The organism is Nitrobacter vulgaris, assembly GCF_031453995.1.
Classification (GTDB): Bacteria; Pseudomonadota; Alphaproteobacteria; order Rhizobiales; family Xanthobacteraceae; genus Nitrobacter; species Nitrobacter vulgaris.
On the sequence record NZ_JAVDPZ010000008.1, the window covers coordinates 89,092 to 112,366 of the forward strand.

Consider the following 23,275-nt stretch of genomic DNA (forward strand, 5'->3'; position numbering starts at 1 on the left):
GCGTGATGCCGGTCAGATTGCGCTCGCCGCGATATTGACCATCAGCGCCAGCAGCGCGGTGTTGTAGAAGAACGAGATCACGCCATGCGCCGTCGCCGTGCGGCGGATGATCTTGTCGGTAATGCCGACATCGGACACCTGCGCGGTCATCCCGATGACGAATGAGAAATAGACGAAATCCCAGTAGTCTGCGTCCTCGCGCTGATCGCCGCTCGGAAATTGCAGACCTCCGGGTTTATTCCCGCGATAGTATTCGTGCGCGTAATGCAGAGCGAAGGTGGTGTGCACGGCCGCCCAGGACAGCGCGATAGTCAGCATCGCGAGCGTCAGGTCGAGGGCGCTATGGTTATGCGCGCCAAGCTCGAACACGATCGCTGCAATGCTGGCGAACGCACCGATTGCGGTCATCAGCAAAATCACGAAGCGGCCGTCGTCCTGAATCCGGGCATTTCGGCGGATGTGGGTGGCACCGCTGCCGAATACCACGGTGAAGACCAGAAGGAGATAGAACGCGGCGAAGACGTCCCAGCCGATCAGGAGCCGGGGGACGAGCCGCACATTGTCGGGGATTAGGAAGCTGGCGACAACGCCGATCGCGACGGCGATGAAGGTTCGGCGCCGGGCGTAGATCACGCGCGCCGGCGCGGGCATTTTCCTGAAGCGAAGCAAGAACGGATCGTCATCGTCCTTGCCTGCCATGGCGGCTTCAGCTCTTGCGATCGGCGACAAAATGCGCGGCGGCGCGCAGCACGTCGCCGCGTGGACCGAACGCCGACAAAGCCTCATCCGCCTTCGCCAGAAGATCCCGAACGCGTTTCTTGGCGCCGTCGATGCCGAGTTGGGTGACGAATGTGGTCTTGCCGAGTGCCGCGTCGGCGCCGGCCGGCTTGCCGAGCGCCGCCGCATCGCTTTCGACGTCGAGAAGGTCGTCGGCGATCTGGAAGGCTTCGCCCAGCGCGCGACCGTAAGCGTCGAGCGCCTGATAATCTTTTTGCGAGGCCTGGCCGAGCAGCGCGCCGGCGATGCAGCCGAAGCGGAGCAGTGCGCCCGTTTTCATCTGCTGCACGCGCGCCACGTCGACCGGCTCGCGGTCGCCGAAGCGGCCTTCACCGGCGAGATCGAGCAGCTGCCCGCCAACCATGCCGCCAATGCCGGCAGCGCGCGCCAGCGCGCGCGTGAGCAACAGGCGAACGGCTGGATCTTTATGGACCTCGTCGCGGGTGATGATGTCGAAGGCAAGCGTCAGCAGACCGTCTCCGGCGAGGATTGCCGTGGCATCGTCGGTGGTCTTATGCAGAGTTGGCCGCCCCCGGCGCAGGTCGCTGTTGTCCATCGCCGGCAGGTCGTCATGAATCAGCGAATAACAATGGATGCATTCGAGCGCGGCGCCGGCCAGCAGCGCGGCGTCGCGCGGAACACCGAATACAGCCGAACTTTCGACCACGAGAAACGGCCGCAACCGCTTACCGCCGCCGAGTGAGGAATAACGCATGGCGTCCATCAGCCGCTTCGGGCGCGCGATCTCGTCGGGCAGAGGGCTGTCGGATAGCAATTTTCCCAACAGGGCCTCGGTCTCGTCCGCCGTCGTGTCAAGGCGCTTTGTAAAATCAGCGGATGAAAGTCCTGACGTCATCAAAATGGCTCCAAGAACAGAAAAGGGCACCGAGACTGCAAAGGTTTGGCGAGGTCGATTTTTGCGGGACAATCCTTCATGGTGTCGGCTTCGTCAATTCCGGCCGACCGACAATCTGCTGGTCGCGGTGATCCGACTGAAGGAGTTTTCAATGCCTTCTTACGCCGGCTTCGGTGTAATTAACGGTGATTTTGTGAATCTCCTCCGTCACGGACGAGGTGAACCCGTTCGCCGATCGATTGAAGGCGTTACAGCCTGATGCGGCGGGCGATCCGTATCGTGGTGCTCTTCGTCACTGGCCTGCTGCTGTTGCCTTATTTGCTGACGCCACTGTATCGGATCGGCCATCCGGTCTCGACGCTGATGATATGGCGCACGCTCTCGGGCGCCCCGATGTCGCGGCAATGGATCGATTTTTCCGCGCTTCCTTCGGCGCTGCCGCGCTCCGTGGTCGCGTCGGAAGATGCAAAGTTCTGCAGCCATCACGGCATCGATTGGGATTCGCTACGGGATGTGCTCGACGATGCCGAGGACGGCGAGTTCAGGCGTGGCGGCTCCACCATCACTCAGCAAGTGGCAAAAAATCTGTTCCTCTGGCCGGGACGCAGCATGGTCCGCAAGGCGCTGGAATTTCCGCTGGCGATGTGGATCGATGCGGTACTGCCCAAGCAGCGAATTCTCGAAATCTATCTGAATATCGCGGAATGGGGGCCGGGCGGCCAGTTCGGTGTCGAAGCAGGGTCCCGCTATGCCTTCGGGCGATCCGCAGCCAGCCTAACGGCGCGGGAAGCGGCGCTCTTGGCTGCGATCCTGCCTAATCCAGTCCGGCGCAGCGCCCGAAGGCCCGGCCCGGGGGTTCGCCGGCTGGCCGGGACCTATATGGTCCGGGCCAGAGCATCCGAACTGCGCAGTTGCTGGCACGGCGATCGTGGCCTATAAGGCCGGCTTATCAGCATTCAACTCGCGCGTTCGGGACTCGCCGCGCCTGCCCATTGGCGTTTCGAGACGGACTCGACAACATCCTGTAAGGACACGGATATGGCCGTTCCAAGAAGAAAGACATCGCCGTCACGGCGTGGCATGCGCCGTTCGGCAGATGCGCTCAGCAAGCCGACCTACGCCGAGGACAAGGATTCCGGCGAGCTGCGCCGTCCCCACCATCTCGACCTGAAAACTGGCATGTACAAGGGCCGGCAGGTTCTGAAGGCCAAGAGCGACTCCTGAGCCCAGGCCTGATCAGCCTTGCGGTCCGGAACAGGCGCGGGGCTGGAATGAAGGGAGCGCCAGGGACGGAGGGATTCGGCACGCGGTTCTCGAACCTCCCGCTTGAATGAAGGAGGCCTTGGTGATGTCCGTGATCGGTTTCCCTCTGCTCCTGATTCCTCTAGCGATCTGCAACATCATTGTCTTCCTGATGCCGGGCGTCCTCTTGACGGAGCCCGTTCTCACATTGACCTTGATGTCGGGTGTGCCTTGGCCGGTGACGCTCGGGGACACGCTGCTCGCGCTCGGCATCGTCCTGTTGCTGTTCGAAATTATCAAAAGCGTGCGCCCCGGTGGCAAGTATCTCACCGACCATCTGCTGTCGCTGGCGGTGTTCGGGGGTGCCGCGGCGGAATTCGTGATGCTGCCGCAATTCGGTTCGTCGACCTACTTCATGCTGACGCTGCTGGCGCTGGTCGATCTCCTCTCTGGTTTCGTCTTGCGGACGCGGCGGCCTGCCCGTGCGGTCGCCGGACCGTTGCAAGGAGCGGCAGAGGCCGAAGCGTGTGAACCGCGCTTCGATCCGGCACCTGCATCCATGGCGGCCTCGGTTTCGTCGCCTGCCGACGCTCCAGCGGTCGTTGCCGAACAGGTCCCGGAAAGGGCCCCGGGGTCAGCGACCGTTCATGCCGAGGCTGCCGAAGCCGAACAGCATCCGGACGTTCCGGGCCCTGGCATCCAGCCCGGCAGCGAGACGCCGATCCCTTCCGATCAGTCCCGCCGCTAGCGCCCAGCTTCTGAGTTCGTCAGAACGGAAAGGCTGGAGGCTCAGATGACGCGCAGTAGCCGCGGACCAGACCGCGCGCCCGCTTGATTCCGCTCGCCCGTTGAATGATAGGCTGCCTGGGCGACCTGTGGCGTCGCGCGGCGGAACATCCGCGTCTGTGGACTATGCTCCGCGACGGCGATCAGTTGCGTGACAAAGAACGCGTCATGGTGCGCCGTGGAACGCCGAACCAACCGACGCTCCACAGGCGCGACGGCTGACATCGGCCCTGGGCTTGGAGACTTTGTCGCGCCGCTGCGGTCCCGCCCGGGATTGGCAGCGATTCCAGATATCCGGCCCGTTCCTGCGATCGTCATCGTTGATGCAGCCTGTGTGAATGTGTTGTTCCGGGACATTGTGCCCGTGCTCGCAACGACTATCGCAAAAGCTGTGCCGGGACCGCTTCCTTGGGAAGGAAACGCATTTGGGTTGGAAATGGTGATCTTTAGGGTTGTTTTATGAACTTTACCTAGCGTGTCCGGGACGGGACGCTCTATTCTTTAAGATGGGAATCACTTGGCAGCGTCCTAAAATGAGGCGACCGTGACATCCGCCATTTCACCGGCAGTCAATCCCTCGTCCGGCGCTGATGCGTCACAAGCCGCCAGCGCGCCTACGGCCCTGCCCCGAGCGACTCAAGAACCCCGGGTGCCGGCGATTCTTGCGGCGCTGGGTCGGGCCGCGTTTACTTGGGATATTCCAAGCGATTCCCTGACCTGGACCGAGGGAGCGGCATCGATCTTTCAGGACATCGACCCGCCCTCGCTTGCTACCGGAAACGGGTATGGAGCTCTGATCGAACCGTCAGGATCGATCCGTGTCGATATTTTGTCAGCCACGCCAACCGCCCGGCAGCGCTGTGGGGAGGGAGTGCCCTATCGCATCGAATATGGACTGCGCGCCAGTGCCTCCGCGCCGATGCTGTGGATTGAGGAGTCCGGATGCTGGTTCGCCGACGCCGATGGCAAGGCGGTGCGCGTCGAGGGTATCGTGCGGCTTGAGAATGAGCGGCGGGCGCGGGACGAGCGGCTTATCAGTCTGTCCCGGAACGATGCCCTGACCGGCGAGCTTAATCGCACGTATCTGACGGCGGCTCTCGCCGAAGCGATCGAGGAAGCCGTGCGCTACCGCTCGTCGTTTGCGTTCATGATGGTCGGGATCGATCACCTCGCGCGCATCAACAATGCTTTCGGCTTCGATGTCGCCGACGAGGTGATCGGCGATGTCGCCAGGCGCATCCGGGCGCGATTGCGCGGCGGCGACGTTCTTGGCCGCTTCTCCGGCAACAAGTTCGGAGTGATCCTGAAGAACTGCGGTTTGGACGACGTGAGTGTCGCGGCCGAACGCCTTCTGGCGGGCATCCGCGAAGAGATCGTGATGACCAAATCCGGCCCCGTTTCGGTCACCGCCTCGATCGGCGCCGTTCTGGCTCCGCGTTATGCTCGGACCGCTGATGAAGCGATCAATCGCGCCCAGGAAGTCCTCGAGGCTGCGAAAAGTCGCCGTAGCGGTTCGCTCGCAGTGTGGCGACCCGATATTGAGCGCGACGCGCAGCGTCGAATCAACATCAGGGTTACCGACGAGATCGTCACCGCATTGAACGAGCGCCGTATTCTCACCGCTTTCGAGCGGGTGGTCGACGCGCGCACGCGTGAAACGGCGTTTTATGAGTGCCTGGTCCGGATGCAGCAGCAGAACGGTCAGGTTCTGCTCGCGCCTGATGTCGTGCCGGTAGCGGAGAAGCTCGGTCTGATCCGTCTGGTCGATCATCGCGTGCTGGAGCTTGTCATCGCCGAGCTCGCGGAAGCGCCCCACGTCCGGCTCAGCCTCAATATCTCGCCGGAGACCACCATGGACGTTGATTGGTGGACAGCGATCGAAGCACTGATGGGTGCGCATCCCGGCGTGGCCGAACGCCTGACCGTGGAGATTACCGAAACTGCGGCGATACAGGATATCGACGACGTCCAACGATTCGTCACGCGGTTGAAGAACTTGGGCAGTCGCATTGCGATCGACGATTTCGGAGCCGGCTACACCTCGTTCCGGAACTTGCGCAAACTCGGCGTGGATATCGTCAAAATCGACGGCGCGTTCGTGCACAACCTCGCGCGCTCCTCCGACGACCGGGCGTTCGTGCAGACGCTGATCGATCTCGCGCGGCGGCTCGATATCAGGACGGTTGCCGAGTGGGTTCAGGACGAGCAATCCGCCGCCATGCTGCGCGACTGGGGCTGCGACTACATCCAGGGTAGGCTGATCGGCCTCGCTTCGCCGACGCGGCCATGGAACGTTCCGGCGGCTGTTCCGGCGGCGAACTGAAATCCTTTATTCGCAATGAAGCAGATGCTGCCTCTTCGCTTCTGTCGGGAAGATCGGAATGCACCGCGATGATGTGTGACGAGATGTGTTCATCCCAATAGGCACGCTTGAGCACAACGTCTTCAAGCCTCAGGTGACGTCAACGCGACGGAATCCATTCCACAGGGCGGTGGCAGCGCCCGACGTCAGCACCGGAAGGACGCGGGCAGTCTGATAGTTTCCGTTGAGGGAAATTCGCGGTAGCGCGGTCGGATGCTCCGCATTCTCAGGAAAGATCATGCCCGGTCGCGTCGTGATCGCAGTATTGAAACCGGCCGCCTTGGTCATAGCGAACTCGCGCACTCCCGCGGCGTCACGGTCGCCGTAGGGATAGGCGAGATGGACGACCGCACGCTGCAAGACAGCTTCGATCTGTGTCCGGCTGAAGGTGATCTCCTGAAGGGCCTGCTCCTCGCTTCGCTTTGCGAGGTTGCAGTGACTGACGGTATGAGCGCCGATCGTGACCAGCGGATCGGTGGCGAACGCTTTCAATTCGTCCCAGGATAGACACAGCTCCGCGCTGATGATGGATTCATCGACGCTATAGCGTGCACACAACCCATCCAGTTCGCGCGCGACATCGCGGTCGTCCGGCAGCCCACGCAGCAGATCGTGAATGAGAGAGAACGCTCCCTGCTTTTGTTCGACTGTGCGGGTATCGAGACGTATGGCGGTGTCACCGATCGTGCTGTCGATCCGCTCGGTGGAGGCAATGACCCGTTCGAGCGCTACCCACCAGAGGTGACCGGTTCCGTTTGCGAAATCATTCGCGACATAGACGGTGAACGGCGCGTCATATTCGCGCATTGCGGGCAGTGCGAAGTCGCGGTTATCGCGGTAGCCATCGTCGAAGGTGAAGCACGCAAACCGTCGCGAGAAGTCGCGTTGGCTCAACCGGCGATGCATCTCGTCCGCGGTCACGATGTCGATTCCGCGCGACCGGACATGGGCCAGGATCATGCGCAGAAATTCCGGAGTCACTTCCAGGTGATGATTGGGTTGGAACGGAGCATTTCGGCGCGGCCGCACATGGTGCAGCATGAAGATCGTTCCGACGCCTGCGAAGATCGGCCGCAGCAGGTGATGAGCGCCGCTGAAATACAGGGCATCCAATCCGGCCCGAATGACGGTGTTGCGGAGCTGCTTCATTTGAAGTGATCGGCCAGTCCCTGCTGTTGACCAAATCTTAGTCGGAAACGGTTGAAGAAACGGTTATCCCTTCGGTCCGTCGCTGATGAGGCCTCCATTTCATTTCGGTTTGACAGTCCGGCAAGGGTTTGTTTTCTCTTCATTTCGTCACGCGCGGCCGACCGAATCGCGTCCGGCTTTACCCGGTGCGCGCTTCAAAAGCTGGAGCGGATTGCATGATCCGGTCCGTCGGCAGCCGATTTTGCGCGACAGGATATTGAATGCGCGGATTTTTCAGATGGAGCAGCAAGTGGTGGCCGGGTGTCATCCCGCTCATCGTTCTTTGGGGGCTAGCCGCTTGGACGACAACGGGTCCGCTGGAAGCCGATCTGAGCGAGCAGGCCGCCGCCGTACTCAAGGACAGCGTTCTCGATAAAACCACGATCAGCGCCGCCGGGCGCGACATTATGTTCTCCGCCGAGGCGTTTTCGGAGCAGGAACGCAGCAACGCGGTGGCCTCGGTAGAGACGGTCCCGGGTGTGCGACGGGTCAACGATCGCACCGCGCTCGTCGCCGAAGCCAAACCGTTTGTCTGGACCATCGAACGGGAGGTCGGAAGGGTAACGCTCGGCGGAAACGCGCCGTTGCCGGTGGTCAAGAACAAACTGCTGGACGCCGCGCGTGCAACGTTTGCCGGCATCGACATCGCTGATCACATGGATTTAAAGCGCGGGGCGCCGCCGAGATTTGAAGCCGCAGCGACACTACTTATCGGTGAGACAGGCAAGCTCAAGACCGGCAAGGCAACGATTTCGGATTTAACGGTGAATCTGTCAGGTATGGCGCGTGAACTTGGCGGACGCGAGGCAATCGCCTCGGCGCTGAAGAATTTGCCTGACGGATACTCGGTCGCCAACGATATTCACGCCCCGCCATATGTCTTCGAGGCCAACAAGGATCCGGTCGCCGGGACGCTGATATTGACGGGGTATGTGCCCGACAATGCGATTCATGCCACGATCGTTGCATCCGCGGGCCGCAAATTCGGCGAGAAAATCATCGATAAGCTCAAGGCAAGTCTGGGTGCGCCGGCAGGCTTCGATGCCGTCGTCACGCGGGCGCTGCGATCTTTGTCGCGTCTGTCGACAGGGAGACTCGTCGTCTCTGATCGGAGCGTCGATCTCTCCGGCGACGCGCTATATGACCCGGCCGAAAGGCAAATCCGCGCTAATTTGCCCAAGGATCTACCTCGTGGCTGGGAGGCAAAAATGGAAATTTCGGTCAAGCCGCCGGCAGCCCCGGTCGATCCGACGGTGTGTCAGCAACTGTTCGGTGAACTTCTGGAGAAGCGCACCATTCAGTTTGAAACCGGTCAGGCGACGTTGGAGCTCGATTCGATCGGCCTGCTCGATCAATTGACGGAAACCGCGCTGCGTTGCCCGACGGCCACAATCGAGATCGTGGGACACACCGACAGTGACGGTGATGCGTCATTTAACCAGACACTGTCTGAACGACGCGCGCAGGCGGTTGTGGACTTTCTGGTGAAAGCCGGATTGCCTGCCAGTCGATTCAGGCCGATCGGATTCGGCAGCGCTCAGCCAATTGCCACCAATGACACCGACGAGGGCAAAGCGAAGAATCGACGCATTGATTTCATTGTGAGGCAGTAAAGATATGGTCTACCTGGCAGGATTTCACTGGGTTTGGCTCATTGTATCGTTGCTGCTTGGCCTTGCTATGGGTTGGATTGCGGTGGTGCATCGCGGGCGGGGAGTTTCAAAACCAACTGCGCGGTGGCTATCGGCTCTGGTCTTAGCGCTGATTGTGGCAGCTTTCATGCACGTTGTTCCCGGCCGGTTCGGTTATTGGCTTGACCTTGGACTGGTGATGCTCGGAGTCTATCTTGCAGGTTGCGCGGCCGGATCGTGGTTGCGCGAGGGGGTAGTCTCGCGTCAGGCGGCGTCCGGGGGATCGACGGAACACTCTGGCGAGACACTCTGATGTGTTGAAATTAAGGGATTTGTTGACGCCGGCTGAATTCCACTAGGAACCAAAACACGCTACGACCATGTCCCGTGAATGAATGCGGAAAGGCACGACGTTGCCGTGGACCGCATTTCGAGGTTCTCGATGCTTGGATTAATACGCAGAGCGATCTCGATTCTGCGCCGGAAACGAATCCTGCACAAGCTCGGTGTGGCGATCAGCGTCACTGTTATCGCGGCCGCTTTCTACGTGCTCTTCCATATTCTCCGGGACATCGATGTCGAGGAGGTGATGGAGGCCATCAAGCGGACCGAGTGGAGCTCGATCGCGTTGGCGGGCCTGTTCGTTGCCGCGGGCTATTTCACGCTGACATTCTATGACCTGTTTGCAGTGCGGACCATCGGGGTCACTCATGTCCCCTACCGCGTCACGGCGTTCGCGGCCTTTACCAGCTATTCGGTTGGCCACAACGTCGGCGCCAGCGTGTTTACTGGCGGGGCGGTGCGCTATCGCATCTATTCCGCTTGGGGGTTGAATGCGGTCGATGTCGCAAAAGTCTGCTTTCTGGCGGGTCTCACCTTCTGGCTCGGCAATGCCGCCGTGCTCGGACTTGGTATCGCCTACCACCCCGAGGCGGCGACGAGCATTGATCAGCTTCCGCCAGTGTTCAATAGGCTGATCGCAATCGCGATCATTCTTGCACTGATCGGGTATGTGATCTGGGTTGGGATCCGGCCGCGTCGCGTCGGTAGCGGGGCATGGACGGTGGTTCTGCCGGGCAGTCGGCTGACGCTGCTGCAAATTTTTATTGGAATCGTCGATCTGGGATTTTGCGCACTCGCGATGTACGTGCTGCTTCCCCACCAGCCCAATGTCGGCTTTGTCGTTGTCGCGGTGATTTTTGTGTCCGCGACGTTGCTGGGTTTTGCAAGTCATTCGCCCGGGGGGCTCGGCGTGTTCGACGCTGCCATGCTGATCGGCCTGTGGCAGATGGAGAAGAAGGATCTTCTGGCCGGGATGCTGTTGTTCCGGCTGTTCTATTATGTTTTGCCCTTCACCATTTCCATAATCTTGCTCACGTTTCGGGAAGTTTTTGTCAGCGCGCGAATGAGACGCGTGGGTAAGGCGCCGACCGGATCGAAAGCTGGACCCGACAGTAAACTGCCCTATCTGGGGGAGCATGGCGATTCTGGCGCCTGACAGCACTCAAGCGGCTGCGGAAGCAAACGCCTCCCGGGTCTCAGGGCCCGGTGCGAGGTCCACATCCTGGCCGGACCGGTTGCGCCGCTCCGCGCTCATCCTGCTCGTTGCCGGGCTTGTTTTGACCGCACTGGTTGTGTTCGGCGGCTTGCAGCCTTTGGGCGCCATCGTTGCCTTTGTCTGCATCACCGGTGCGGCGCTGGTGCCCTGGCAGGTTCAGGATCCGGATGCCTCGCGCGAAACCGAACTCTGGGCCAATCCGGTCGAGACGGAGGTGGCACATGCCATCGTTGCCGGTATGCCGGATCCCAACGTGCTGCTCGATAGGGTCGGCCGCGTCATCCATCTCAATGCCGCGGCGGCGCAGCTCGTACCGGCGTTGCGCCGGAGCGAGCTCGCGCAGTTCGCACTGCGAGCGCCTGAGATCGTCACAGCGTTGCGTGAGGCGATTGCGACCCGGGAATCGCGGCGGACGACCTATCTCAATCCTGTTCCGGTCGATCGGTGGATGGAATTGATCATCACGCCGATTCCGGTGCCGACTGCATTCGGTGGCGTCGACTATTGCATGCTTTTGACGTTTCACGATCAGACGCCGTTGCGCCGGGTCGAGGAAATGCGCGCCGATTTCGTCGCCAATGCGAGCCACGAGTTGCGCACGCCTCTCGCTGCGCTCTCGGGGTTCATCGACACGCTGCAAGGTCCTGCGCGCGAGGATGCCCGGGCACGAGAGCGGTTTCTTGGCATCATGCACGCGCAGGCGGCGCGGATGGCACGGCTGATCGACGATCTCTTGTCGCTGTCGCGGGTCGAGCTGTCGGCGCATGTGCGTCCAGAGACGATTGTCGATGTTGTTCCGATCGTACGAGAGGTCGTCGACGGACTTGAGCCGCTGGCGGCGGAGCGTCATGTCGAGATCGAGGTCGCATTGCCCGAGGCCTCGGTGCGGATCTGCGGCGATCGTGAGGAGCTGCTGCGGCTATTCGAGAACCTGATCGAGAACGCGCTGAAATATGGCGCGTCCGGCGGCAGGGTCATGGTGTCGTCGATGCTCGGCGTCTCGCCGGAGGGCGCGCCGGAATTCCGGGTGGTGGTGCGGGATTTCGGTCCTGGCATCGCGCCTGAGCATTTGCCGCGCCTTACCGAACGCTTCTATCGGGTCGACGTCGGCGACAGCCGGGCTCAAGGCGGCACAGGCCTCGGCCTGTCCTTGGTGAAACATATTCTCAACCGTCATCGCGGTCGGCTCCTGATCGAGAGCGTGCCCGGTCATGGCGCGAGCTTTACCGCTTGTTTTCCACAGGCGCAGAACGCGACGGAAGCTGAAAATTAAATAGTTTCAGATGCTTGGATGTGTCATGCCACTGTCGTCAAACTGTCGTAAAAGCAGCATCGGCCGTACCTAGAAGGGGCGATGAGCGCAACCGCGCTCTCTGCTCAATGCGAGGGAGATCGCGCATGAATTTCTTCCGGGTCATCGCCGCCGCTGGCCTCGTCGTCGCCTCTGCGGCTGTCTTTTCGGTTCCGGCGAAGGCAGCCGATGTCACTGGCGCGGGCGCGACCTTCCCGTTTCCGGTCTATTCCAAATGGGCTGATGCCTACAAGAAAGAGACCGGCAACGGTCTGAACTATCAGTCGATCGGGTCGGGCGCCGGCATCAAGCAAATTCTTGCCAAGACGGTGACCTTCGGCGCGACCGACGCGCCGCTGAAGGCCGACAAGCTCGAGAAGGATGGTCTTGTGCAGTGGCCGATGGTGATGGGAGCGATCGTACCCGTCGTGAATGTCGAGGGCGTGAAGCCTGGTGAACTGGTCCTTTCGGGCGAATTGCTCGGTGATATCTATCTCGGCAAGGTCACGAAGTGGGACGATCCTGTGATCGCGAAACTCAATCCGGGCGTCAAGCTGCCTTCGGCTCCGATCGCGGTGGTGCATCGTTCGGACGGGTCAGGCACCTCGTTCAATTTCACCAACTATCTGTCCAAGGTGAACGCGGAGTGGAAGTCCAAGGTCGGCGAGGGCACCGCGGTCGAATGGCCGGCGGGTGTCGGTGCCAAAGGCAATGAAGGGGTTTCCGGCAATGTCGGCCAGACCAAGAACTCGATCGGCTATGTCGAATACGCCTATGCCAAGCAGAACAAGCTGACTTATGTCGCGCTCGTCAACAAGGCCGGCAAGGCGGTGCAGCCGACCATCGCTTCCTTCCAGGCCGCGGCCGCCAGCGCCGATTGGGCTCACTCGCCGGGATACTACGTCATCCTGACGGATCAGCCGGGCGAGACTTCCTGGCCAATCACAGCCGCGACGTTCATCCTGATGCACAATGAGCCGGCCGACAAGGCGGCCTCCGCTGAAGCCATCAAGTTCTTCAAATGGGCGTTTGAGAAGGGCGGCAGGATGGCTGAGGAACTCGACTACATTCCGATGCCGGACTCGGTCGTCGAGCAAATCAAGAAAACCTGGACCTCCGAGATCAAAAGCTGATCTTGGGTAGTGGAGGAGCGCCAGAGCGCTCCTCCACTAGTTTTTGACTGGTGCAAAAAAGCTGTCTCCGTATCCCGGGCATGATGCTTTGCGAGACATACAGGACATAGGAATAGGCGTGACGGAAATAGCCCTTCATGGCAGCGCGGTGGAGTCGGCGGACCGCTATGATCGAACCCGCGCTCTGAACGCATTCAGGTTCGGGGATCGCGCGTTCTACTGGACCACGCGCATCAGCGCGATGCTCGTTCTGATGTTGCTTGGCGGAATCATCATTTCGCTGGTCGTGGGATCCTGGCCTGCGATTGTGGAGTATGGAAGCGGGTTCCTGACGACGCAGCGCTGGGCGCCGTCCGCCGAGCCGCCGGTGCTGGGCGCGCTGAGTCCGGTGTACGGCACCGTCCTGACCTCGGTCATCGCCATGATGATCGCTGTCCCGGTCGGAATCGGAATTGCTGTTTTCCTTACCGAGCTGTGCCCGCTGTGGGCGCGCTGGCCGATCGGCATGGCGATTGAGCTGCTCGCGGGCATTCCTTCGATCATCTACGGCATGTGGGGCTTCTTCATCCTCGGTCCGATCCTCGCCAACACGGTGCAGCCCTTCTTCATAGACCTATTTGAAGGTGTGCCGGTCCTTGGTGCGATCTTCGGTGGTCCGCCGTCGTATCTGAGCCTGTTCAACGCGTCGCTGATCCTCGGGATCATGGTGCTGCCTTTCATCACCGCGATTTCGCGTGACGTATTCGCAACCGTGCCGCCCGTCCTGAAAGAGGCGGCCTATGGCGTCGGCTGCACCACCTGGGAAGTCGTCTGGCACGTTGTGCTGCCCTATACGCGCGTTGGCGTGATCGGCGGCGCCATGCTGGCGCTCGGCCGTGCGCTCGGCGAAACGATGGCGGTGACATTTATTATCGGCAACTCGTTCCGCATCTCGCCATCGATCTTCGCGCCCGGCACGACGATTTCCGCAGCGATCGCCAGCGAGTTCGCGGAGAGCGACGGCTTGCATCAGTCGAGCCTGATGCTGCTCGGTCTGCTGTTGTTCGTTCTGACGTTCTTTGTGCTCGCCGCAGCGCGGCTGTTGCTGTTGCGGTTGGAGAAGAAGGCAGGGAAATAGGCATGGCACGGAAGAACGGAACCCGGTTTTTCCCGACAAACGAATTCGTTTGTCCAGCGATTATGCCTGTTCAGGTCAAGCCATGAATCCGATCTATGCGTCCCGCCGCCGTCGAGATGTTATCGTCCGCGCCCTCTGCTTTGTTGCCGCCGCATTCGGTGTCTCCTGGCTCGGGCTCATTCTGTTCACGCTGTTCTATAACGGTCTCGCCGGGATGAGCTGGCAGCTTTTCACCCAGAACACGCCGCCGCCCGGCGCGTCCGAAGGCGGTCTGCTGAACGCTCTTGTCGGCTCCATCATCATGACGGTGATAGGTGTGGGGGTAGGTGCGCCGATCGGGATGTTTGCGGGCACCTACCTCGCGGAATACGGCAAGCACGATCGCCTCGCGCCGGTCATTCGCTTCATCAACGACATCCTTCTCAGTGCGCCTTCAATCATCATCGGTTTGTTCGTATACGGCGCGGTGGTGGTCCCGATGGGAGGATTCTCGGCACTCGCGGGGTCACTAGCGCTCGCCGTGATCGTCATTCCGATCGTGGTGCGCACCACCGAGGACATGCTGAGCCTGGTGCCGAACTCGCTGCGCGAGGCGGCCTCCGCGCTCGGCTTACCGCGCTCGCTCGTCATCAAGCGCATCGCCTATCGCGCCGCGCGAACCGGCCTGATCACCGGCGTGCTGCTTGCCACCGCGCGCGTTGCCGGCGAGACCGCGCCGCTGCTGTTCACCGCCTTGAGCAACCAATTCTTCAGCATGGACCTGACCAACCCGGTCGCTAACCTTCCTGTCACCATCAACAACTTCGTGCAGAGCCCTTACGTCTACTGGAAAGAACTGGCGTGGAGCGCCGCGCTGTTGATCACCTTGGCGGTACTGGCGCTGAACATCATTGCGAGGTTGATGGGTTCTGAGAGGATCGCAAAATGACCCACGGTTCCGTCGCCGCCTCAGGCTCGGCTGCTCCACCGCCGGTGATTGATCCGGTCATTCCGGTGAAGATCGACGCTCTTAACCTCAATTTCTATTACGGCCAGCATCATGCGCTAAAGAACGTCAACCTGTCGATCGCCGGCAACCGCGTGACGGCTTTCATCGGCCCCTCGGGTTGCGGAAAATCGACCCTGCTTCGCATCTTCAACCGCATGTACGACCTGTACCCCGGCCAGCGCGTCGAAGGACGCGTGTTATTGGACGACGCCAACATCCTGGACCCCAAGCTCGATCTTAATCTTTTGCGCGCCAGGGTCGGCATGGTGTTCCAGAAGCCGACGCCGTTTCCGATGACGATCTATGACAACATTGCGTTTGGCATCCGCTTGTACGAGAGGCTGCCGAAATCGGAAATGGACGATCGGGTGGAAAAGGCACTGCGGGACGGCGCCTTGTGGAACGAGGTCAAGGACAAGCTCAATGCGAGCGGACTCAGCCTTTCCGGTGGTCAGCAGCAGCGCCTGTGCATCGCGCGGACCGTTGCGGTGCGGCCCGAGGTGATCCTGTTCGATGAGCCGTGCTCGGCTCTCGACCCGATCTCAACGGCCAAAATCGAAGAGCTGATCGATGAGCTGAAAAGGCACTACACGATTGCGATCGTTACCCATAATATGCAGCAGGCGGCGCGCGTATCGGACTACACCGCGTTCATGTATCTCGGCGAGATGATCGAATTCGGTCCGACCAACAAGCTGTTCACATCGCCCTTAGATCGCCGCACCCAGGATTACATCACCGGCCGTTTCGGCTGAGGCTGCCTGCGGAGACGCGAGGAGAATTTTGATATGGCTTTCGAACACACCGCCAAGGCGTTCGACGACGACCTCCAGGAGCTGACGCGGCTGGTGTCCGAAATGGGCGGACTGGCTGAACGGCAGATCGTGGAATCCCTGGACGCGTTGATCCGCCGCGACGTTGCATTGGGTGCTCGCGTCGTGGCCGCCGATGCCGAAATCGACAAGCTGCAGCGCATGATCGAGGAACGCGCCATGCTGACTATCGCTCGGCGACAACCGATGGCCGTGGATCTGCGCGAGATCGTCGGCGCCATGCGAGTTGCTATCGATCTGGAGCGCATCGGCGATCTCGCCAAGAACATGGGCAAGCGCGTGGTTGCGATCGACAGCGATTTCCGCCCGCTGAAACTGATCCGCGGTCTCGAACATATGACCGATCTCGTGCGGTCCCAGGTCAAGTCGGTGCTCGACGCTTATGCGGCGCACGATCTGCCTTCGGCGATGGCAGTCTGGAAGGGGGACGAGGAGGTGGATGCTATCTGCACCTCTTTGTTCCGCGAACTCCTGACTTACATGATGGAGGATCCGCGGAACATCGGGTTCTGCATTCATCTCATGTTCTGCGCCAAGAACATCGAGAGAATCGGCGACCACGCCACCAACATTGCCGAGACGGTGTTCTACATGATCGAGGGTCAGCAGATTCTCGACAAGCGTCCCAAGGGGGATATGACTGGTTTCGCATCGGCGACTCCACAGAACTGAAACGGGATCAGGCGAGACACGATGGGTGCACGCATTCTGGTAGTGGAAGACGAGGAAGCGTTGACGACGCTGCTGCGTTACAATCTTGAAGCCGAAGGTTATGAGGTCGAAACGGTAACGCGGGGCGATGAGGCGGATACGCGGCTGAAAGAGCGCATCCCCGATCTTGTGGTGCTGGACTGGATGTTGCCGGGCCTGTCCGGCATCGAGCTATGCCGCCGGCTGCGGGCGCGTCCCGAAACCAAGCAGCTTCCGATCATCATGCTCACCGCTCGCGGCGAGGAGAGCGAGCGGGTGCGGGGGCTTGCGACCGGCGCCGACGACTACGTGGTCAAGCCGTTCTCGGTGCCGGAGCTCCTGGCGAGGGTAAAAAGCCTGCTGCGGCGCGCGAGTCCGGCGCGGCTGGCATCGATCCTGATTTTTGGCGACCTAGAGCTCGACCGCGATAGGCACCGCGTTGCGCGTTCCGGTCGTTCGATCGATCTTGGCCCGACCGAGTATCGGCTGTTGGAGTTTTTTCTCGAGCATCCCGGCCGGGTGTTCAGCCGCGAGCAATTGCTCAACAGCGTCTGGGGCCGTGACGTCTATATCGACGAGCGCACCGTCGACGTTCACATCGGACGACTGCGTAAACTGCTCAGTCCGGGTGGTGAGGCGGATCCGATCCGCACGGTGCGTGGTGCAGGCTACGCGTTGGACGAGCAGTTCGCGAGCGCGACTGAGTAAGCGGGGATAGCTGAACAGCGTCGATAATCGTCGTGATGCTGCGCTAGAGCATTTTGTTTTTGATTGAATCAGAAACGAAGGTCTTGATGTTGTTTTGACGCGTTTCCTTCACGCGAACCGGCATCGACTTCACTCGAAAACGCTATAGAGCGTCAACCGCGGCTTCCCGCAGATCTACGATCTGCTTGGACGCAAAACGAAATGGCCGGCTCAAGCCTGGCTATGACGAGATTTGAAGTTACGCTGTGATTACCGCGCCTTCGGCGCTTGGCGGCGACGGTCGGCGGCGGGCTGATAGGCGATGCGCGAGTGGTGCGCGCAATAGGGCAGGCCGGTGAGAGCCTTGCCACCGCAGAAGAAGAATTCCGGACTCGAGGGGTCGCCAACCGGCCAATGGCAAGTGGCTTCGCTGAGTTCGAGTAGTGATAGCCGCTGGCTCATAGGCACGACATTGTCGTAGGCGATCGGGTCTGGCTCGAGTTCAATCTCGAAGGCCTGCGCGAGCGCGGTATTTCCCCGGGAGACAGGGCGGGACACCCGCATCATGTGCTGGGCCGGACGGGCCTTGCGCGGCCGCGGCACCGTTGACGAAGGGCTCTTGGCGCGGCCCGATAGACCCAACCGGTGCACCTTGCCGATCACCGCGTTACGCGTCACGTTGCCGAGTTCGGCGGCGATCTGACTTGCGGAAAGTCCCGCTTCCCAAAGTTTCTTCAGTTGTTCGACACGGTCGTCGGTCCAGGTTATCACCGTCATCGCACATTGTTCCCTTGTTTAAGGCGTGCCCCCCGCAAGGCCGCGCACCTGAAGCGCCCCCTGAGAAACTCGTGTCGGCAGAATCCCTTAACCCTCGCCGGGCGGGAAAACGCCCGGGCGCTTACGCTGAGAACAGGGACCGATCGAGGATCAAAACGCCGCACGAGATGTCGTATTCGACAAGCCTAAGGCTACAATATGCCGTGACTCACGCGCAAGAGTCGGGCCTTACGGCGTCCACATGTTCTGCAAGAAAATGAGAGAATCGGCTCATTCTGCGACTTTCCCGCATCACCGAAGCACAAGTGGAATATTGACAGTAATCGCCGTGCACCTAGAATAACCGTCGCGTGCCGCCTTGAAAGGCGGCACATTTCGTTTCCGGGGCTGACAGTTCGTTGGTCGCGCCACAGCGCAGCCGAGCCGTTCCGCTTCCCATCAACCGGCAAATCGTCATGACTACAGCAGCGGCGTCTCATCTATTGCCCGTTTTCGCAAGGGCCGATCTTTCATTCGAGAGCGGCGAGGGAGCCTGGTTGCTTGGCTCCGACGGCGGACGCTATCTCGATTTCACCAGCGGCGTTGCCGTGAATGCGCTTGGCCATTGTCACCCGCATCTCGTCGCCGCGCTTCAGGCGCAGGCGGCAAAGCTCTGGCACGTCTCGAACCTTTTCAAATCGCCCGACGGCGAGCGTCTGGCGGCACGGCTCTGCGACCAGAGCTTTGCCGATTTCGTCTTCTTCGCCAATTCCGGCGCAGAGGCGGTGGAGTGCGCCATCAAGGTCGCGCGCCGTTATCATGCCCACAGGGGCAATCCGGAACGCTATCGGATGGTCACCTTTGAAGGCGCCTTCCATGGTCGCACGCTGGCGATGCTGGCTGCCACCGGCTCGAAAAAATATCTCGAAGGATACGGGCCGCCGGCGGACGGCTTTGACCAAGTGCCGCTCGGCGATATCGAAGCCGTAAAGAAGGCGATCGGTCCTGAGACCGCCGGAATCCTGATCGAGCCGTTGCAAGGCGAAGGTGGCGTGCGCGAGCCGCCCCACGCGTTCTTCCGAGCGCTGCGTCAGCTTTGCGACGAGCGCGGCCTGCTGCTGGTTTTTGACGAGGTGCAGACCGGTATGGGGCGTACCGGCGATCTCTTTGCCTACAAGCGCATTGGCGTTGCGCCGGATGTGATGTCATTGGCGAAGGCGCTCGGCGGCGGTTTTCCGATCGGCGCCTGTCTTGCGACCGCGGAAGCCGCTTCCGGCATGACGCCTGGCTCGCACGGTTCGACCTTTGGCGGTAATCCGCTAGCGGTTGCGGCGGCCAATGCCGTGCTCGACGTGATGCTTGAGCCTGGCTTCTTCGAGCGGACCCGAAAGATGTCGCTGCTTTTGAAACAGAAGCTGGCTTCGGTCGTCGATCGATATCCCGATGTGCTTAGCGATGTGCGAGGCGAGGGGCTTCTGATCGGCCTCAAGGCCGTGGTCCCATCGGGCGATCTGGTCAGCGCGCTACGTGAGGAAAAGCTCTTGACCGTTGGCGCCGGCGAAAATGTTGTGCGCTTGCTGCCGCCGCTGATCATCGGCGACGCCGAGATCGAGGAGTCGGTGCGGCGGCTGGAGCGGGCCTGCGTCAGGCTGTCCGGCGCATCCGCCAAGAAGGAAGCCGCGCAATGAGCAAGGCGCCACGGCATTTTCTCGATCTGTTCGACGTGCCGAGGACGGAACTGCGCGCGATTCTCGACGCCAGCGTCGCGATGAAGAAGCGACGCAAGGAGGGCCGGATCGCCGACAGGTCGCTCGAAGGCAAGACGCTGGCGATGATCTTCGACAAGCCCTCGACACGCACCCGCGTGTCGTTCGACGTCGGCATGCGCCAGCTCGGTGGCGAGGCGATCATGCTGACCGGGGCCGAAATGCAGCTCGGACGCGGCGAGACCATCGCTGATACCGCGAAGGTGCTGTCACGCTTCGTCGATATCATCATGATCCGCATCCTCAGCCACGACGCGCTGACGGAACTGGCGACCCACGCAACCGTGCCCGTCATTAACGGACTGACGCGGCGATCGCACCCCTGCCAGGTGATGGCCGACGTGATGACTTTCGAGGAACACCGCGGGCCGATCAAGGGCCGTACCGTGGCGTGGACCGGCGACGACAACAACGTGCTGGCGTCGTGGGCGCACGCGGCGGAGCGCTTCAGCTTTAATCTCAACATCGCGACTCCGCCGGAGCTTGCACCGAACAAGCTGCTGAAGGACTGGATCAGATCGAGCGGCGCGCCGATCAGGCTCGTCACGGATCCGGAAGCGGCGGTGCGCGGCGCAGACTGCATCGTCACCGACACCTGGGTGTCGATGGGCGACAAAGACGGCGAGCACCGTCACAATCTGCTCAAGCCTTACCAGGTCAATTCAAAGCTGATGCGGCTCGCAAAGCCGGACGCGCTGTTCATGCACTGCCTGCCGGCGCATCGCGGCGACGAGGTCACCGACGAGGTAATTGACGGACCGCAGTCGGTGGTGTTCGACGAGGCCGAAAACCGGCTGCACGCGCAGAAGGGCATTCTGGCCTGGTGTCTCCACGCGGCGGGATAGCGGAGCGGTTTCGGCCGGTGTTTTAAGGAGGCGGCCAATTTAAGGAGGCGGCCAAGCCTGATGTAACGCGAGCTAGCCCGGCCGGCGTCCCGCGCGGGGGGCATGAGATTCCAGAGCACGGATGCGGTCGGCCAGCGTGCTAACCGGAATCGCTCCGTTACCCGCCGAGCCATTGACCGTTTTCGTGGCTTTGGCGGGACCCGTAGCTGTTGCCGTCAGGATGGCTTCGATCGGGGAATCCGGCCCTTCGATGGTCATGGCCAGCCTCGCGACTTCGGCGGCGATGTCATTAATGTGCTCCCGCAACAGCGCGTTTTCCATCTGCTCGACCGTACCGGACTCCGCCTGACGCTGGAGCACGTTGATGTCGCGCTGCAATTTGGTTCGCTCGTCGTGGGCAGCGCGCAGCGCCCGTTCGGTCGCCAGTATTTCGTTGCGCAGCCCATCGATGAGCGGAGACTTACCGCCGTTTAGCGACGCAATCTCGTCGCGTAACTCACTGTTGGCGCGTTCCGCGGCAGCTTTGACTCGCCGCAACTCACTGTTCTTCGTATTTCGCTCGGCAAGCGCCGTGGTCTGCGCAGCGAAGTCGGCTTCGAGTTCTCTGACCCGACCGCCGAGCCTTTCCGCGTCCTTGGTTTTGTCGATGAGCTGGCCGTCAATCTTGACGATGCGCTGGCTTAGATTCTCGACGTGTTTGCGTGCCTCGTCGCGCTCCCTGGCCGCGACTGTTGTTTGGCCGCGCTGTTGCTCGAGTAGTGTATTCGTAGCGGCGAGTTCGTTTTCGATATCGTTGAGGCGGCTCTGCAATCGCTCGATCTGCGCGCGTACGACGAACAGTTCGGCTTGCCGGCCTTCGGCAGTCAACGAGCGGTCCGACAAGTCCTGGCGAAGCCGCCCGAGTTCCTTTTGCCGCTCGGCGAGGGTCTGCTCGACGCTCCGCAACATTTCCGCCTTGGTGGCAAGCTCCTGTTCGGCTGACTGCAATCGCTCCCCTGCCGTTTTCCCGCGTCCCTCTAGACTGAATATCCTCGCGTTCTTCTCGCCGAGCTCCACCTTCAGGCGGTTGATTGCGTCGGCCTTTTTGCCGAGCTCAGCGGACTGGCTGGCGACCTTCCTCTTGAGTTGGTCGACACTCATTTCCAGCCGCCGCGCCGACATCGCAAATTCGGCACGCAACTGATCTTTGTCGGCCTGGATTTCAGCCATCGACATCGGGGTAGCGGCTTCCATGCGTTTGATGGTGAGGCGGACTGCGCGGTCGTGCACGAGCGGCATGACCATCAGTCCGCACAGCATCGAAATTAGAAAACCGATCGCCAGATACATGATCGGCTCGACCATGGGCAACGCTCCACAACCCGGAAAGGCGCTAGGGATCTGGTTACCATGCCACGGGTGGCCGGTGAAAGGCCAGCGCTACGCCTCAATCGGTTTCCCAACCAAGCGGAATAGTCGCAAGAAAATGCTTTCAGTCAGTAACGTGCGCCTACTTTGATGCAAGACCGCATCCTTCTGCGGATATTCGCTGGACGTCAGAACGGGTTCCAGGTCGCTTGGGGCGTATACTTCAAATAGCCGATATTGGCGCCGAGCCGTAGTCCGAGACCCGAGCGGATCGGCACCAGCACGATGTTGTTTGCGGTCAGCGCCGTCATTCCGAAGCCGCCGACGATATAGGCGGAACCGTCGATGCCTGCGAAACGCTGATAGATCGCGCTTGTGGCGGGCAGGTTGTAGACCAGCGTCATGGTGCGGGCGCCGTCGCCGCCCCAGTCGAATCCGACGGATGGCCCCTGCCAATAGACTTTCAGGTCACCGGCATTCTTGGTGTAGAGGGTGCCCTCGCCGTAGCGCAGCCCCGCCACAAAGGCCCCCGAGCCTTCCTCGCCGAGGATGTAGCCGTTCGGCAGGCCCCATTGGCTCACCGCACGTTCGATGACCGAGGCGAGCCCGCGTGAGACGTTGCCGAAGAACCGGGTTCCGGATGTGAGAAGTTCATCCGACGAATAGGTGCCAGGACCGCTGCTCCGTTGTGCCGGCTGTGCCCGGTAAGGCGCCGATTGCTGGGCAGAGGCCGGCACAGTCCCGAACATCACCGCAGCGAGCGCGACCGCTGCAAGGCGCGAAATAAGAGTCATGAAAAGCACCCCAAGTAGCAACTTGTCACTGCGTCCTTAACCCGATGCTGAGATGCAGGTTCGTAGGATGCGGCGATCGTCCCCCGACTCGCGAGTTATCGGCACCAACTATGACGGCACGGCGGCAGGAAAGATATGGCTTGTGCCTCGGAATAGCCGTGATCGCCTCGCTGGGGTGCGCCTTCGCTATCTCGGAGATCAATTTGGCGGCTCGGGCCGCCACCTCCGAACGGGTCGTGGTCGACAGGTATACGGGGCTGGCGATCGGCGGGTTCGATCCCGTGGCTTTTTTTACCGACGCACGGCCGGTGCAGGGCGACGCCGACTACGAGGTCTCGCAGGGCGGCGCTATCTGGCGCTTCAGCAATCCCGACAACCGCGCCTTTTTCATCGCCAACCCCGATGTTTATAGTCCACGTTTCGGGGGCTACGATCCGGTGGATATTGCGCGGGGTGTGACTTGCGCTGGAACGGCGCGACTCTGGCTGATTTTCGGTCAGCGGCTTTATCTATTCGGTCATGAGGACAGTCGCGCGGCTTTCGCGGCTAATCCGGCGCACTATCTGCGCGAGGCGACGCGCCGCTGGGCCGTGCTGAAAGAAACCCTCGCGCAGTAGTGCGGCGCCGG

General features: G+C 61.2%; 23 protein-coding genes. 17 read left to right on the forward strand and 6 right to left on the reverse strand.

All coding sequences use genetic code 11. The features are described from left to right. Positions 1 to 12 precede the first annotated feature (12 nt). Positions 13 to 699 carry a DUF1345 domain-containing protein gene (locus GGQ85_RS07210; protein WP_309773945.1) on the reverse strand — a complete coding sequence of 229 codons (687 nt, stop codon included), beginning with the start codon at positions 697 to 699 and terminating at the stop codon, positions 13 to 15. Between the two features lie 7 nt (positions 700 to 706). Beyond that, positions 707 to 1,633: a polyprenyl synthetase family protein gene (locus GGQ85_RS07215; RefSeq protein WP_309773946.1), complete on the reverse strand. Its 927-nt coding sequence runs from the start codon at positions 1,631 to 1,633 to the stop codon at positions 707 to 709. Positions 1,634 to 1,891: 258 nt separating this feature from the next. On the opposite strand from GGQ85_RS07215, the gene mtgA reads away from it, so the two are divergent. From mtgA to GGQ85_RS07235, 4 genes are all read left to right on the forward strand, one after another. Next, on the forward strand, positions 1,892 to 2,572 hold the full coding sequence (gene mtgA, locus GGQ85_RS07220; protein WP_309773947.1) for a monofunctional biosynthetic peptidoglycan transglycosylase: 681 nt from the start codon (positions 1,892 to 1,894) through the stop codon (positions 2,570 to 2,572). A gap of 99 nt (positions 2,573 to 2,671) precedes the next feature. Beyond that, positions 2,672 to 2,857, forward strand: a complete 186-nt coding sequence (rpmF, locus tag GGQ85_RS07225; RefSeq protein WP_009798498.1) for a 50S ribosomal protein L32 — start codon at positions 2,672 to 2,674, stop codon at positions 2,855 to 2,857. 124 nt (positions 2,858 to 2,981) lie between these two features. Then, positions 2,982 to 3,623: a hypothetical protein gene (locus GGQ85_RS07230; protein WP_309773948.1), complete on the forward strand. Its 642-nt coding sequence runs from the start codon at positions 2,982 to 2,984 to the stop codon at positions 3,621 to 3,623. 582 nt (positions 3,624 to 4,205) lie between these two features. Further along, a complete protein-coding gene (locus GGQ85_RS07235) occupies positions 4,206 to 5,984 on the forward strand; it encodes an EAL domain-containing protein (RefSeq protein ID WP_374708855.1) in 1,779 nt (592 codons plus the stop codon). Between the two features lie 129 nt (positions 5,985 to 6,113). Here the strand turns inward: GGQ85_RS07235 and GGQ85_RS07240 are convergent, their stop codons facing one another. Further along, positions 6,114 to 7,172, reverse strand: a complete 1,059-nt coding sequence (locus GGQ85_RS07240) for a polysaccharide deacetylase family protein (RefSeq protein WP_079445655.1) — start codon at positions 7,170 to 7,172, stop codon at positions 6,114 to 6,116. A 260-nt stretch (positions 7,173 to 7,432) separates the two neighbouring features. On the opposite strand from GGQ85_RS07240, the gene GGQ85_RS07245 reads away from it, so the two are divergent. The 10 genes from GGQ85_RS07245 to phoB all read left to right on the forward strand — a co-directional run bounded on the left by GGQ85_RS07245 (position 7,433) and on the right by phoB (position 17,160). Next, a complete protein-coding gene (locus GGQ85_RS07245; RefSeq protein WP_309773949.1) occupies positions 7,433 to 8,824 on the forward strand; it encodes an OmpA family protein in 1,392 nt (463 codons plus the stop codon). A gap of 4 nt (positions 8,825 to 8,828) precedes the next feature. Continuing rightward, a complete protein-coding gene (locus GGQ85_RS07250; protein WP_309773950.1) occupies positions 8,829 to 9,155 on the forward strand; it encodes a hypothetical protein in 327 nt (108 codons plus the stop codon). 129 nt (positions 9,156 to 9,284) lie between these two features. Then, positions 9,285 to 10,340, forward strand: coding sequence for a putative bifunctional lysylphosphatidylglycerol flippase/synthetase (locus tag GGQ85_RS07255; protein WP_079445685.1), 1,056 nt, complete (start codon positions 9,285 to 9,287; stop codon positions 10,338 to 10,340). Continuing rightward, positions 10,321 to 11,673, forward strand: coding sequence for an ATP-binding protein (locus tag GGQ85_RS07260; RefSeq protein ID WP_244553402.1), 1,353 nt, complete (start codon positions 10,321 to 10,323; stop codon positions 11,671 to 11,673). The genes GGQ85_RS07255 and GGQ85_RS07260 overlap by 20 nt, the downstream gene beginning before the upstream one ends. A 125-nt stretch (positions 11,674 to 11,798) precedes the next feature. After that, the gene (gene pstS / locus GGQ85_RS07265; RefSeq protein WP_079445658.1) at positions 11,799 to 12,824 is read left to right on the forward strand and encodes a phosphate ABC transporter substrate-binding protein PstS; all 1,026 of its coding nucleotides are present in this window, start codon (positions 11,799 to 11,801) and stop codon (positions 12,822 to 12,824) included. 127 nt (positions 12,825 to 12,951) lie between these two features. After that, a complete protein-coding gene (gene pstC, locus GGQ85_RS07270; RefSeq protein WP_309773979.1) occupies positions 12,952 to 13,941 on the forward strand; it encodes a phosphate ABC transporter permease subunit PstC in 990 nt (329 codons plus the stop codon). A gap of 82 nt (positions 13,942 to 14,023) precedes the next feature. Continuing rightward, positions 14,024 to 14,869, forward strand: coding sequence for a phosphate ABC transporter permease PstA (gene pstA, locus GGQ85_RS07275; RefSeq protein ID WP_079445659.1), 846 nt, complete (start codon positions 14,024 to 14,026; stop codon positions 14,867 to 14,869). Next, complete coding sequence (gene pstB / locus GGQ85_RS07280; protein ID WP_079445660.1) at positions 14,866 to 15,684, forward strand: phosphate ABC transporter ATP-binding protein PstB; 819 nt, start codon at positions 14,866 to 14,868, stop codon at positions 15,682 to 15,684. The genes pstA and pstB overlap by 4 nt, the downstream gene beginning before the upstream one ends. Positions 15,685 to 15,717: 33 nt before the next feature. Then, a complete protein-coding gene (phoU, locus tag GGQ85_RS07285; RefSeq protein ID WP_079445661.1) occupies positions 15,718 to 16,434 on the forward strand; it encodes a phosphate signaling complex protein PhoU in 717 nt (238 codons plus the stop codon). A 21-nt stretch (positions 16,435 to 16,455) separates the two neighbouring features. After that, entirely contained in the window at positions 16,456 to 17,160 is a 705-nt protein-coding gene (gene phoB / locus GGQ85_RS07290) for a phosphate regulon transcriptional regulator PhoB (protein ID WP_079445662.1), read from the forward strand. Positions 17,161 to 17,409: 249 nt separating this feature from the next. Here phoB and GGQ85_RS07295 read toward each other — a convergent pair whose 3' ends face one another. Beyond that, complete coding sequence (locus GGQ85_RS07295; RefSeq protein WP_079445663.1) at positions 17,410 to 17,916, reverse strand: GcrA family cell cycle regulator; 507 nt, start codon at positions 17,914 to 17,916, stop codon at positions 17,410 to 17,412. Positions 17,917 to 18,371: 455 nt separating this feature from the next. Between GGQ85_RS07295 and GGQ85_RS07300 the strand changes: the two genes are divergently transcribed. Continuing rightward, a complete protein-coding gene (locus tag GGQ85_RS07300; protein WP_309773951.1) occupies positions 18,372 to 19,583 on the forward strand; it encodes an aspartate aminotransferase family protein in 1,212 nt (403 codons plus the stop codon). Continuing rightward, complete coding sequence (gene argF / locus GGQ85_RS07305; protein ID WP_079445664.1) at positions 19,580 to 20,506, forward strand: ornithine carbamoyltransferase; 927 nt, start codon at positions 19,580 to 19,582, stop codon at positions 20,504 to 20,506. The genes GGQ85_RS07300 and argF overlap by 4 nt, the downstream gene beginning before the upstream one ends. Positions 20,507 to 20,578: 72 nt before the next feature. Here argF and GGQ85_RS07310 read toward each other — a convergent pair whose 3' ends face one another. Beyond that, on the reverse strand, positions 20,579 to 21,850 hold the full coding sequence (locus GGQ85_RS07310; protein ID WP_079445665.1) for a coiled-coil domain-containing protein: 1,272 nt from the start codon (positions 21,848 to 21,850) through the stop codon (positions 20,579 to 20,581). Positions 21,851 to 22,041: 191 nt separating this feature from the next. Continuing rightward, positions 22,042 to 22,647, reverse strand: coding sequence for a DUF1134 domain-containing protein (locus tag GGQ85_RS07315; protein ID WP_309773952.1), 606 nt, complete (start codon positions 22,645 to 22,647; stop codon positions 22,042 to 22,044). A gap of 110 nt (positions 22,648 to 22,757) precedes the next feature. On the opposite strand from GGQ85_RS07315, the gene GGQ85_RS07320 reads away from it, so the two are divergent. Further along, on the forward strand, positions 22,758 to 23,264 hold the full coding sequence (locus GGQ85_RS07320) for a YHS domain-containing (seleno)protein (protein ID WP_309773953.1): 507 nt from the start codon (positions 22,758 to 22,760) through the stop codon (positions 23,262 to 23,264). The last annotated feature ends 11 nt before the right edge of the window (positions 23,265 to 23,275 follow it).